Annotated in this window: 17 protein-coding genes; 1 reads left to right on the forward strand and 16 read right to left on the reverse strand. The window is 57.5% G+C overall.

Going from position 1 to position 10,843, the window contains the following annotated elements:
• The coding region (locus PDO_RS04375; protein ID WP_141649816.1) for a DUF817 family protein at window positions 1–251 on the forward strand (251 nt) is incomplete at its 5' end.
• 59 nt (window positions 252–310) lie between these two features.
• Here PDO_RS04375 and PDO_RS04380 read toward each other — a convergent pair.
• The 16 genes from PDO_RS04380 to rplE form a co-directional block, all read right to left on the reverse strand.
• Window positions 311–889 (reverse strand): DoxX family protein, encoded by a 579-nt coding sequence (locus PDO_RS04380; protein WP_007598331.1) that lies wholly within the window; start codon window positions 887–889, stop codon window positions 311–313.
• 371 nt (window positions 890–1,260) lie between these two features.
• Window positions 1,261–1,734, reverse strand: a complete 474-nt coding sequence (locus PDO_RS04385; protein WP_007598333.1) for a hypothetical protein — start codon at window positions 1,732–1,734, stop codon at window positions 1,261–1,263.
• A 425-nt stretch (window positions 1,735–2,159) separates the two neighbouring features.
• On the reverse strand, window positions 2,160–2,582 hold the full coding sequence (rplQ, locus tag PDO_RS04390; protein WP_007598335.1) for a 50S ribosomal protein L17: 423 nt from the start codon (window positions 2,580–2,582) through the stop codon (window positions 2,160–2,162).
• Between the two features lie 117 nt (window positions 2,583–2,699).
• Entirely contained in the window at window positions 2,700–3,710 is a 1,011-nt protein-coding gene (locus PDO_RS04395) for a DNA-directed RNA polymerase subunit alpha (RefSeq protein ID WP_007598337.1), read from the reverse strand.
• Between the two features lie 100 nt (window positions 3,711–3,810).
• Complete coding sequence (gene rpsK, locus PDO_RS04400; RefSeq protein WP_007598338.1) at window positions 3,811–4,200, reverse strand: 30S ribosomal protein S11; 390 nt, start codon at window positions 4,198–4,200, stop codon at window positions 3,811–3,813.
• A gap of 126 nt (window positions 4,201–4,326) precedes the next feature.
• On the reverse strand, window positions 4,327–4,695 hold the full coding sequence (gene rpsM, locus PDO_RS04405; RefSeq protein WP_007598340.1) for a 30S ribosomal protein S13: 369 nt from the start codon (window positions 4,693–4,695) through the stop codon (window positions 4,327–4,329).
• A gap of 230 nt (window positions 4,696–4,925) precedes the next feature.
• Window positions 4,926–5,576: an adenylate kinase gene (locus PDO_RS04410; RefSeq protein ID WP_007598341.1), complete on the reverse strand. Its 651-nt coding sequence runs from the start codon at window positions 5,574–5,576 to the stop codon at window positions 4,926–4,928.
• Window positions 5,573–6,913, reverse strand: a complete 1,341-nt coding sequence (gene secY / locus PDO_RS04415) for a preprotein translocase subunit SecY (RefSeq protein ID WP_007598343.1) — start codon at window positions 6,911–6,913, stop codon at window positions 5,573–5,575. The genes PDO_RS04410 and secY overlap by 4 nt, the downstream gene beginning before the upstream one ends.
• Window positions 6,914–7,152: 239 nt before the next feature.
• Complete coding sequence (gene rplO, locus PDO_RS04420; RefSeq protein ID WP_007598356.1) at window positions 7,153–7,632, reverse strand: 50S ribosomal protein L15; 480 nt, start codon at window positions 7,630–7,632, stop codon at window positions 7,153–7,155.
• 16 nt (window positions 7,633–7,648) lie between these two features.
• Complete coding sequence (gene rpmD / locus PDO_RS04425) at window positions 7,649–7,858, reverse strand: 50S ribosomal protein L30 (protein ID WP_007598359.1); 210 nt, start codon at window positions 7,856–7,858, stop codon at window positions 7,649–7,651.
• Between the two features lie 14 nt (window positions 7,859–7,872).
• A complete protein-coding gene (rpsE, locus tag PDO_RS04430; RefSeq protein WP_007598361.1) occupies window positions 7,873–8,442 on the reverse strand; it encodes a 30S ribosomal protein S5 in 570 nt (189 codons plus the stop codon).
• A 144-nt stretch (window positions 8,443–8,586) separates the two neighbouring features.
• Window positions 8,587–8,949 carry a 50S ribosomal protein L18 gene (rplR, locus tag PDO_RS04435; protein WP_007598363.1) on the reverse strand — a complete coding sequence of 121 codons (363 nt, stop codon included), beginning with the start codon at window positions 8,947–8,949 and terminating at the stop codon, window positions 8,587–8,589.
• A 12-nt stretch (window positions 8,950–8,961) separates the two neighbouring features.
• On the reverse strand, window positions 8,962–9,495 hold the full coding sequence (gene rplF / locus PDO_RS04440) for a 50S ribosomal protein L6 (RefSeq protein ID WP_007598365.1): 534 nt from the start codon (window positions 9,493–9,495) through the stop codon (window positions 8,962–8,964).
• 42 nt (window positions 9,496–9,537) lie between these two features.
• Window positions 9,538–9,936 (reverse strand): 30S ribosomal protein S8, encoded by a 399-nt coding sequence (gene rpsH / locus PDO_RS04445; protein ID WP_007598367.1) that lies wholly within the window; start codon window positions 9,934–9,936, stop codon window positions 9,538–9,540.
• A 12-nt stretch (window positions 9,937–9,948) separates the two neighbouring features.
• On the reverse strand, window positions 9,949–10,254 hold the full coding sequence (gene rpsN / locus PDO_RS04450) for a 30S ribosomal protein S14 (protein ID WP_007598369.1): 306 nt from the start codon (window positions 10,252–10,254) through the stop codon (window positions 9,949–9,951).
• 33 nt (window positions 10,255–10,287) lie between these two features.
• Window positions 10,288–10,843: 50S ribosomal protein L5 (gene rplE / locus PDO_RS04455; protein WP_007598371.1), on the reverse strand; the 556-nt coding region annotated here is incomplete at its 5' end.

Consider the following 10,843-nt stretch of genomic DNA (forward strand, 5'->3'; position numbering starts at 1 on the left):
GGTCATCTTCGCCCCTTCACCGGGACCGCCAGATGCCGATGCTGCTCGCCTTCATTCTGATCGGCTTCTTCATCTGGATCGCCGAAAATATCAGTACATTCTTCGCCATATGGCACTATCCCAACCAACTCGGCGCCTGGTCGACCGTGCATCTGGGCAAATGGAGTTCCTGGACGCTGCTGGTGATCATGACCTTTACCATCGTCGCATCGCTCAAACATATTCGCGAGAAGATCCACATTCCTCAGTGAGCGCTCAGCATAGAAAAGCCGGGTGATCTCTCACCCGGTTTATTGTCATCGGACCTATCCTAGAACTGCTTCTTGAACAGCAGTCGATCGAGCGACAGGTAGCCGCCGCCGAAAGCGGCGAAGAGGAAGGCGCCGCCGGTCCAGTAGAGCGAAGCGAGTTCGGCCTTGGCCTGGACCTGGTGGAGGAACTTGGAGCCGCCATCGCCGAGGCGGGCCAGTGCTTCAGGCGTGAACAAATCTCCCCCGGCCTTCAGCGCATCGATACCGGCGGTGGTCAGGAAGGCATCCGGATAAGGATGGCTGAAATGGAACCAGAGCGTGATCGCCAGCATCACGCCATTGGCGAGCGCGGCCGGCCGGGTGAACAGGCCAAGCGCGATGAAAAGGCCACCGAATACCTGCAGTATGGCGAGCATAGGCGACCAGAGCCAACCGGGATAAAAGCCAAGGTTCTCGACGAAACCAATCTGGGCCATCGGCGCCATGATCTTGGGCCATCCCTCGACCACCAGCATACCGCCGACGGCGAGGCGAAAGATGGTCCAGGCCATGGGCTGGGCAATCCGGTCGTAGAAGGCGCTGAGCGGCGGAATGATGAGACTGTCTTTTTCGTTGCTGAAAATCGCTGTGTCAAACATGAAGCCCACTTATGCATCGTTGTTTCGATGGATCAGAGGCTAGCGTCAATTCGACCAATACCCTTGATGCATGTCAAACGGTCCAGCCCGCAATCGAAGATTTCAGGATAGACTTAGTCAACTTTTCGTGTGCGGTGTGACTGAAGGAGAATGGGCGCGGATCGCTTCGGCGAACTGACGACCTGGCGAAGACAACGGTTGGACAATACATTCGTCCGGTTTTGATCCATTGGAACTATTGAAACAATACATTCCAAAATGCCGCGCCGCGCCCATATCCCGCAAGTCCACAGACGGGATCAACAAAGATCAAAGGCTGCGAATAATGATGGCTCGCAACCGTCTTCCTGAGGTTCCAGCTTCACCGACAGTTACCAGCCATTTGCGATTTCAATCTTCGCCTTTATCATATCCTTGAGTTCGGCAATGGCGTCGGCAACAGCACCTGCGGGGCCGAGTGCAGTCTTAATTGAACCGACGATGGCATTCACCATATCGAGGATATATTTCAATGCTTTTCGCAATCCGCTGCGCATTTGACCACTGAGTGCCTCTAACACGCCGAATTTTGCAGACAGGCTCACACCAGTGAGGCCAGTATCCACCAAATTGGCTTCGTTAATTCCCCCAGATGTGCGCTCAAAGAAACCGCGCTCGTCAGTATCTCTGAGAGCTGCATCGATCAATTCACGTTCCGGTCCGAGGTCCGGTCTAAAGTCGAATGTTTCGACGGTTTCGCGAACAATGTTCCCAAGAAGATTTCTAAGTTGATCCAAGAAGTCCCGGATCAGGGATACCGGCTCTTCAAATGAGCGGCGCTCCCTTTCGACAAAAGAAAAAGGCATGTTCCCCTCCAACAAAAATTGCAATGAACTGCGAACGCCACCAAGGTGAATATAGCATACTTCATGTTAGCTGGCGCCAAAATTATTTGGAGCATCCGAAATGGAGTCGTCGACGAAGTTACGCCCATTTTCAGCAATTCCCATTGTTGCTACGTTTGAAATATGATCATCTCAACGAGATGTAGATACTATGAAACGCATTGTCGTTGCATCTGTTATCGGATTTCTTACAGCGCCTGTCTGCAGCGAATGCTTTGTAGAGATTGGGCAGAACGCTGAAGTGCGTCCGCTCTTTTGTGAATAGGCCTTTGCGAGCTTGGCGAATGTCTGTGTGGTGGGACGAAAATCTTGCGACAGAACGCAAAAAAGCCGGGTGATCGCTCACCCGGCTCTTTTTGCTATCCATCCCTTGCGGGAGGGAAATATCAGGCTGCTTCAGCTTCGGCTTCAGCGGCAACGCGGGCCTTGTCGGCTGCGCCCTTGGCGTCGACGTCACGCTCGACGAATTCGACAACAGCCATGGCGGCGTTGTCGCCGAGACGGTAGCCGGCCTTCATGATGCGCAAGTAGCCGCCGTTGCGGGTGGCGTAGCGGGTGGCGATCGCGTCGAACAGCTTGGCGACAACGGCCACGTCGCGGATCTGCGAGATTGCCTGGCGACGTGCATGCAGGTCGCCCTTCTTGCCGAGGGTCACGAGCTTTTCGACGATCGGGCGAATTTCCTTCGCCTTCGGCAGGGTCGTGACGATCTGCTCATGCAGGATGAGCGAGGCAGCCATGTTGGCGAACATCGCCTTACGGTGGCTGGCGGTACGGTTCAGCTTGCGGCCGGCTTTCTGGTGGCGCATTGCTATTCTCCTTTAAGTTGCAGGCTCTATCTCAGAGGCTGCCGTTTCCTGACACATACAGGCATGCGCCTGCAGTTTGACGGGGAAAGGCAGATTTAGAGGCTGCCTTCACTGTTATTAATATTGGTCTTCGTAACGCTTTGCGAGATCTTCGATGTTCTCTGGCGGCCAGGCCGGTACTTCCATACCGAGGTGCAGGCCCATGGAAGCGAGAACTTCCTTGATTTCGTTCAGCGACTTGCGACCAAAGTTCGGCGTGCGCAGCATTTCCGCCTCGGTCTTCTGGATCAGATCGCCGATGTACACGATGTTGTCGTTCTTCAGGCAGTTTGCCGAGCGGACAGACAATTCGAGTTCGTCGACCTTCTTGAGGAGAGCCGGGTTGAATGCGAGTTCGGTGACCGATTCCTCTTCGACTTCCTTCTGCGGCTCGTCGAAGTTGACGAAGACGCCGAGCTGGTCCTGGAGGATGCGGGCGGCGAAGGCAACTGCGTCTTCACCGGTGACCGAACCGTCGGTCTCGATGGTCATGGACAGCTTGTCGTAGTCGAGAACCTGGCCTTCACGGGTGTTTTCCACCTTGTAGGACACTTTCTTGACCGGCGAGTAGAGGCTGTCGACCGGGATAAGACCGATCGGGGCATCTTCTGCGCGGTTACGATCAGCCGGGACATAACCCTTGCCGTTGTTGACCGTGAACTCCATACGGATCTCGGCGCCCTCGTCGAGCGTGCAGATCACGTGGTTCGGGTTCAGGATCTCGATGTCGCCAACAGTCTGGATGTCGCCAGCGGTGACAACGCCCGGACCCTGCTTGCGAACGACCATGCGCTTGGCATCGTCGCCGTCCATCTTGATGGCGATTTCCTTGATGTTCAGGACGATATCGGTGACGTCTTCGCGGACGCCCGGGATCGACGAGAACTCATGCAGAACGCCGTCGATCTGCACGGCCGTCACAGCAGCACCGCGCAGCGACGACAAGAGAACGCGACGCAGAGCATTGCCGAGCGTCAGGCCGAAGCCACGCTCGAGCGGTTCTGCAACCAACGTTGCCTTGGTGCGGCCAGACGAGGTGAACTCCACCTTGTTCGGCTTGATCAGTTCCTGCCAATTCTTCTGGATCATAATTATACCTTCCGTTCGTCGTCACCATCCAATCGTGACGACCGAGCATGAGAAGCACCGGGAACGGGCTTTCGACCCATTCCCGGCAAACGAAGAATGATCAGACGCGACGCTTCTTGCGCGGACGGCAACCATTGTGCGGGATCGGGGTCACGTCGCGGATGGACGTGATCATGAAGCCGGCAGCCTGGAGGGCGCGCAGAGCGGATTCACGACCCGAACCCGGACCGCAAACTTCCACTTCGAGAGACTTCATGCCGTGTTCCTGAGCCTTCTTGGCGCAGTCTTCGGCCGCGATCTGAGCCGCAAACGGGGTCGACTTACGCGAACCCTTGAAGCCCTTCGCACCAGCAGACGACCAGGCAATTGCGTTGCCCTGTGCGTCGGTGATGGTGATCATGGTGTTGTTGAAGGTCGAGTTGACGTGAGCGACACCCGACGAGATGTTCTTGCGTTCGCGACGGCGAATGCGTGTGGCTTCCTTGGCCATGGTATTCCTTTCGTTGATCTTAGCACCGCCGTAATTCCAGCGGCTCCACCAATCGAGCCAATAGGCCAAAGGCTTTGCGCAATAGAGACCTATTGCCCAAAGCCTTCAAACCGATCGGCTCGAAAATTACTTCTTCTTACCAGCGATCGCCTTAGCCGGACCCTTGCGGGTGCGGGCGTTGGTGTGCGTACGCTGACCGCGGACCGGAAGGCCGCGGCGATGACGCAGACCGCGATAGCAGCCCAGGTCCATCAGACGCTTGATGTTCATCGAGTTTTCGCGACGCAGGTCACCTTCGACCTGATAATCGCGGTCGATGGTTTCGCGGATTGCCAAAACTTCAGCATCCGTGAGCTGGTGAACGCGACGTTCAGCCGGAATACCGACCTTCTCGACGATCTCCTGTGCGAATTTTGTGCCGATCCCGTGAATATACGTCAGCGCAATAACTACGCGCTTCGCGGTCGGGATGTTGACGCCAGCGATACGTGCCACGCCTATTCTCCTTGCGTTCCAGTTGCCATCCGGCAAGTGGTGTCTCGTTACACGGCCCCCACGGAGCCGCAATTACAAATCCGGTTCTCAACAGTCAAAACGATCGAACCCGGTCTTCCGTCGTCAGGAAGAACGCGCCGATCGCATCAAAGTCGCGAGTTGGCGCGGTCTTTAGCGGAATCGGTCGACAAAAGCAACCGGCCCCACGAAGATTCTTAATCTCTAAGGCCTTACAGGCCCGCGAGAATGGCATCGATTTCCGCAGTCACGGTATCGATCTCGCCCATGCCGTCCACCGAATGCAGCTTGCCCTTGGCGTAGTAGTAGCCAAGCAGCGGTGCCGTTTCCTTGTAATAGGCCGACATGCGCGTGCGCACGGTTTCGGCGTTATCGTCGGGACGGCGCTTGAAGTGGGTTGATCCGCACTTGTCGCAGACCCCCTCAACCTTCGGCTTCAGATTGGTGTCGTGGTAACCGGCACCACAGTTGGCGCAGGTATAACGACCCGCGACACGATCGGCCAGAACGACATCATCCACCTTGATCTCGATGACGGCCGACAGGTCGAGACCCTTTGCCTTCAGCATCGATTCGGTGGCGTCCGCCTGCACCAGGGTGCGGGGAAAGCCATCGAGGATGAAACCCTTCGAACAATCCGGGGCGTCGATGCGCTCCGAGACGATCGCGATGACGATATCATCGGAAACCAGCTTGCCGGCGTCCATGACGGCCTTGGCGCGCTTTCCGACTTCGGTGCCTGCGGATACGGCCGCACGCAGCATATCGCCCGTGGAGAGCTGCGGGATACCGTGCTTCTCCACGATCCGCTGGGCTTGGGTCCCCTTACCTGCGCCCGGCGGTCCTAATAGAATCAGTCTCATCGTCCCCTCTTTCCTCCACGCAACTTCGACTTCTTGATCAGGCCTTCATATTGCTGCGCGATCAGATGTCCCTGAATCTGTGCTACAGTATCAAGGGTGACGCTGACAACAATCAAAAGCGATGTACCACCAAGGGCTAATGGCACGCCGGTCTGCGCGACGAGGATTTCGGGAAGAATACAAACCACGACGAGGTAAAGTGCGCCGACCACGGTGATCCGGGTCAGAACGTAGTCGATGTATTCAGCCGTACGGTCGCCAGGGCGGATGCCCGGAATGAAGCCGCCATGCTTCTTCAGGTTGTCGGCCGTGTCCTTCGGATTGAAGACGATGGCCGTGTAGAAGAAGGCAAAGAAGGCGATCAGGGCCGCATACATCATCATGTAGATCGGATGACCATGGGTCAGGGCAGCGACGACGGTCGTTGCCCAGCCCGGCAGCTGGGCGCCGCCAGCAAAGCCTGCAGCCGTTGCCGGCAGGAGCAGCAGCGACGACGCGAAGATCGCCGGGATAACGCCTGCGGTGTTCAGCTTCAGCGGCAGGTGCGAGGTGTCGCCCTGGAACATGCGGTTGCCGACCTGGCGCTTCGGATACTGGATCAGAAGGCGACGCTGGGCGCGCTCGACGAAGACAATCAGGGCAATGGCTGCAATCGCAACGACGATGACGGTCAGGATCAGTGCGGTCGACAGGGCGCCGGTGCGGCCAAGGTCGAGCGTGTGGGCCAGCGCCGTCGGCAGACCGGCGGCAATGCCTGCGAAGATGATCAGCGAAATGCCGTTGCCGATGCCGCGCGAGGTGATCTGCTCACCGAGCCACATCAGAAACATCGTGCCGCCAAGCAGCGTCAGGACCGTCGAAACGCGGAAGAACCAGCCCGCATCGGTGACGAGCCCCTGCCCGCTCTCGAGGCCGACGGCAATACCGTAGGCCTGCAGAGCGCCGAGCAGAACCGTGCCGTAGCGGGTGTACTGGTTGATAATCTTGCGGCCCTGCTCGCCCTCTTTCTTGAGGTTTTCCAGAGCCGGAACGACCGAAGTCATCAGCTGGACGATAATCGAGGCCGAGATGTAAGGCATGATGCCGAGGGCGAAGATCGCCATGCGCTCAACGGCGCCACCGGAAAACATGTTGAAAAGACCGAGGATACCACCGGACTGGCCCTGGAAGGCCGCGGCATATGCCTCCGGATTGAGGCCAGGCAGCGGAATATGCGTGCCAAGGCGATAGACCAGCAAGGCGGCCAGAGTGAACCAGAGGCGCTTCTTCAGATCTTCCGCCTTGGCGAAAGTCGAGAAGTTCAGGTTCGAGGCCAGTTGTTCCGCTGCAGAAGCCATAAAATTCTCCGCAAACCATGATCGGCAATGCTTGTGCACCGACCGCAGGCTGTTCGTTCAAACTGCTTTTAAGAAAACAGGCGCGTGGGAGAAGTTGCCGAGCAACCGCATGCCTCACACTCTTGTTTTCCAGTACTTCCCGGAAGACGAAACCACGTCATTCCGTCCTGGGATCGTGAGGCTCACATATGGGAGCAAAATCGCCCGGTGTGAAGCACCCCGGGCGATTGTTTCGTCACTTATTCAGCAGCTTTTGCAGCTGCTTCGAGCAGCTTGATCGAGCCGCCCGACTTTTCGATCTTCTCGACAGCAACCTTGGAAGCGCCGGCAACTTCGAAAGTTACCTTCGTCGTCAGTTCGCCGCCAGACAGGATACGAACGCCATCCTTCAGGCGACGGATAACACCGGCGGCCTTGAGGGATGCTGCGTCAACCGTTGCCTTCGCATCGAGCTTGCCGGCATCGATCGCCTGCTGAACGCGGCCGAGCGATACGGTCACATATTCAGAAGCGAAGATGTTGTTGAAGCCACGCTTCGGCAGGCGACGGTAGATAGGCATCTGACCGCCTTCGAAGCCGTTGACGGCAACGCCAGAACGGGCCTTCTGACCCTTGACGCCGCGACCACCGGTCTTGCCCTTGCCAGAGCCGATACCGCGACCTACGCGGATACGGTCCTTGGTTGCGCCTTCGTTGTCTTTGATTTCATTCAGTTTCATGATGATATCCTCCGTCTCACTTCTCGTCGACGACGCGAACGAGATGCTGGACAGCACGGATCATACCGCGAACCGAAGGTGTATCCTCCAGCGTGCGAACCCGGTGCATCTTGTTGAGGCCCAGACCAACCAGCGTCGCGCGCTGGACAGCCGGACGGCGAATTGGGCTGCCGATCTGTTCGACCGTAACCGTCTTTGCTTCAGTCTTCTTCGTAGCCTTAGCCATGGATCAGACTCCTCTTATTCTTCAGACGCATTGCCGGAAGCGGCACGGCGAGACTGAAGCGTGGCGAATTTCAGGCCGCGCTGAGCTGCAATGTCCTTCGGATGCACCTGGTGCTTCAGGGCGTCGAATGTGGCGCGAACCATGTTGTACGGGTTCGAAGAGCCGGTCGACTTGGCGACGACGTCATGCATGCCGAGCGTTTCGAAGACAGCGCGCATCGGGCCGCCTGCGATGATGCCGGTACCAGCCTTGGCAGAGCGCAGCAAAACCTTGCCGGCGCCATGACGGCCGTTGACGTCGTGGTGCAGCGTACGGCCGTCACGCAGCGGAACGAAGATCAGTTCGCGCTTGGCGGCTTCCGTTGCCTTGCGGATCGCTTCCGGCACTTCACGTGCCTTGCCGTGGCCGAAACCAACGCGACCCTTCTGGTCACCAACGACGACGAGAGCTGCAAAGCCGAAACGACGGCCGCCCTTCACCACCTTGGCGACGCGGTTGATTGCGACCAGCTTGTCAACAAACTCGCTATCGCGCTCTTCACGGTTCTGGCGATCATCGCGCGAACCACGCTTTTCTTGTGCCATTGTCCTTTTCCTTTTTTCTTTTCCGGGTGCAATCGGCAGATTACTAAAATTCCGCCCTGCCCTTTGCAGGCATGGACGCGAATCCGGGAGTGACCGGCTTAAAGCCGGAAAACCGCCCGAGCACAAGCCCGGGCGGAGATTTCATTAGAAGTTCAGACCACCTTCGCGGGCTGCCTCGGCCAAAGCCTTGATGCGGCCGTGATAGATGAAGGCGCCGCGGTCGAATACGACATCCTTGACGCCAGCCTTGACCGCGCGTTCTGCAACGAGCTTGCCAACGGCGGCAGCTGCTGCAACATCGGCGCCGGTCTTGAGACCAGTCTTCAGGCCGCCGTCGAGCGTCGAGGCAGCCGCGAGGGTCTTGCCAGCGACGTCGTCGATGATCTGAGCGTAGATGTTCTTCGACGAGCGATGTACCGACAGACGCGGACGGCCATTGGCCACCGCCTTGATCTGACGTCGTACGCGGTTGGCACGACGAACAAGTGCTTCTTTTCTGCTTGCCATTTCGCGCGTTCCTTACTTCTTCTTGCCTTCTTTGCGGACAATCCGCTCTTCGGCATACTTAACACCCTTGCCCTTGTAGGGCTCAGGTCCGCGATATTCGCGGATTTCAGCGGCGACCTGGCCGACCTGCTGCTTGTTAATGCCGGAGACGACGATTTCAGTCGGCTTAGGAACAGCGATCGAGATACCGACCGGCGGTTCATAGACAACGTCATGGCTGAAACCGAGCGCCAGCTGCAGGTTCTTGCCCTGCAGAGTTGCGCGGTAACCAACGCCGTTGATCTCGAGCTTGCGCTCGTAACCGTCCTTGACGCCCTTGAAGATGTTTTCGATCATCGTGCGGGACATGCCCCACTTTGAACGAGCATCCTTGGACTGGTTGATCGGCTGGACGACAACAGCGTTGTCCTCAAGCTTCACGGAGACTTCGTCATTGGCGACGAAGAAGAGTTCGCCCTTGGGGCCCTTTGCAGTTACCTTCTGGCCTTCAACCGAGGCCGTGATCCCTGCAGGAACCTGAACGGGCTTTTTACCGATACGAGACATCTTAAAATCCTGTCTGTTCGCTAGGGAGATCCTTGCTCAGCCTTAGAAGACCGAGCAAAGAACCTCGCCACCAACATTCTGTTCGCGAGCCTGGTGATCGGCCATTACACCCTTCGGAGTCGAAAGGATCGTAATGCCGAGGCCGTTCGCGACCTGCGGGATGGACTTAACCGAGACATAAACTCGGCGGCCCGGCTTGGAGACACGGCCGATTTCGCGGATGACCGAAGCACCTTCGTAGTACTTCAGTTCAATCTGCAGCTCGGACTTGCCATTACCGTAATCGACCTGGGAATAGCCGCGGATATAACCTTCGGCCTGCAGGACATCGAGAACGCGTGCGCGCAGGTTCGAGGCCGGTGTGTTCACCGAGCTCTTGCGGCGTGCGGCGCCATTGCGGATTCGGGTGAGCATATCGCCCAACGGATCAGTCATCGTCATTTGCCCGTCTCCTTACCAGCTCGACTTGACAATGCCCGGCACCTTGCCGGAATTGCCCAGTTCGCGAAGTGCGATACGCGACATACCAAGCTTGCGATAGAACGCACGCGGGCGGCCAGTCACTTCGCAACGATTGCGAACACGTGTCTTGGAGCCATCGCGCGGCAGATCCGCGAGCTTCAGTGTTGCCTTGAACCGATCTTCAATCGAGAGCGACTGGTTCATGATGATCGCCTTCAGCGCGGCCCGCTTAGCGGCGTGCTGACCGACCAACTTGCGGCGGCGCTTGTTCTTTTCAACTGCGCTTGTCTTCGCCATATGGAAGTTCCTCTTCTACGCTCGTCGTTACGGTTATGTACGGAACGGGAAGTTGAACTCTTTCAAAAGAGCCCGTGCTTCGTCGTCCGTCGGCGCCGTCGTGCAAACGATGATGTCCATGCCCCACATCTGATCAACCTTATCGTAGTTGATCTCAGGGAACACAATGTGCTCCTTGATGCCCATGGCGAAATTGCCACGGCCGTCAAAGCTCTTCGGGTTCAGGCCCCGGAAGTCGCGAACGCGCGGAAGCGCGATGTTGATCAGGCGGTCCAGGAATTCATACATGCGGGCGCCACGAAGAGTGACCTTCGCGCCGATCGGCATGAATTCGCGAACCTTGAAGCCTGCGATGGAGTTGCGTGCCTTGGTGATGACCGGCTTCTGACCGGCGATCGCTGCCAGGTCCGCAGCAGCCACTGTGGGCTTCTTCGAATCGGCGGTTGCTTCACCAACACCCATGTTGATGACGATCTTGTCCAGCTTGGGGATCATCATCTCGTTGGCGTAGGAGAACTGCTCCTGCATCGCAGCGCGAATGCGGGAAACGTATTCAGCCTTGAGCCGCGGCTCGTACTTGGACTCAGCC

The organism is Rhizobium sp. PDO1-076 (genome assembly GCF_000247475.1).
In the GTDB taxonomy this organism is placed as follows: Bacteria; Pseudomonadota; Alphaproteobacteria; order Rhizobiales; family Rhizobiaceae; genus Allorhizobium.

Excerpts from the sequence above, each read along its gene's own strand:
- rpsE (WP_007598361.1), bottom strand. The coding sequence starts at position 8,442 with ATGGCACAAGAAAAGCGTGGTTCGCGCGATGATCGCCAGAACCGTGAA.
- PDO_RS04385 (WP_007598333.1), bottom strand. The coding sequence starts at position 1,734 with ATGCCTTTTTCTTTTGTCGAAAGGGAGCGCCGCTCATTTGAAGAGCCG.
- rpmD (WP_007598359.1), bottom strand. The coding sequence starts at position 7,858 with ATGGCTAAGGCTACGAAGAAGACTGAAGCAAAGACGGTTACGGTCGAA.
- rplQ (WP_007598335.1), bottom strand. The coding sequence starts at position 2,582 with ATGCGCCACCAGAAAGCCGGCCGCAAGCTGAACCGTACCGCCAGCCAC.
- secY (WP_007598343.1), bottom strand. The coding sequence starts at position 6,913 with ATGGCTTCTGCAGCGGAACAACTGGCCTCGAACCTGAACTTCTCGACT.
- rplF (WP_007598365.1), bottom strand. The coding sequence starts at position 9,495 with ATGTCTCGTATCGGTAAAAAGCCCGTTCAGGTTCCTGCAGGGATCACG.
- rplR (WP_007598363.1), bottom strand. The coding sequence starts at position 8,949 with ATGGCAAGCAGAAAAGAAGCACTTGTTCGTCGTGCCAACCGCGTACGA.
- rpsK (WP_007598338.1), bottom strand. The coding sequence starts at position 4,200 with ATGGCCAAGGAAGCCACACGCATTCGCCGTCGCGAACGCAAGAACATC.
- rplO (WP_007598356.1), bottom strand. The coding sequence starts at position 7,632 with ATGAAACTGAATGAAATCAAAGACAACGAAGGCGCAACCAAGGACCGT.
- PDO_RS04395 (WP_007598337.1), bottom strand. The coding sequence starts at position 3,710 with ATGATCCAGAAGAATTGGCAGGAACTGATCAAGCCGAACAAGGTGGAG.
- PDO_RS04380 (WP_007598331.1), bottom strand. The coding sequence starts at position 889 with ATGTTTGACACAGCGATTTTCAGCAACGAAAAAGACAGTCTCATCATT.
- rpsH (WP_007598367.1), bottom strand. The coding sequence starts at position 9,936 with ATGACGATGACTGATCCGTTGGGCGATATGCTCACCCGAATCCGCAAT.
- rpsN (WP_007598369.1), bottom strand. The coding sequence starts at position 10,254 with ATGGCGAAGACAAGCGCAGTTGAAAAGAACAAGCGCCGCCGCAAGTTG.
- PDO_RS04410 (WP_007598341.1), bottom strand. The coding sequence starts at position 5,576 with ATGAGACTGATTCTATTAGGACCGCCGGGCGCAGGTAAGGGGACCCAA.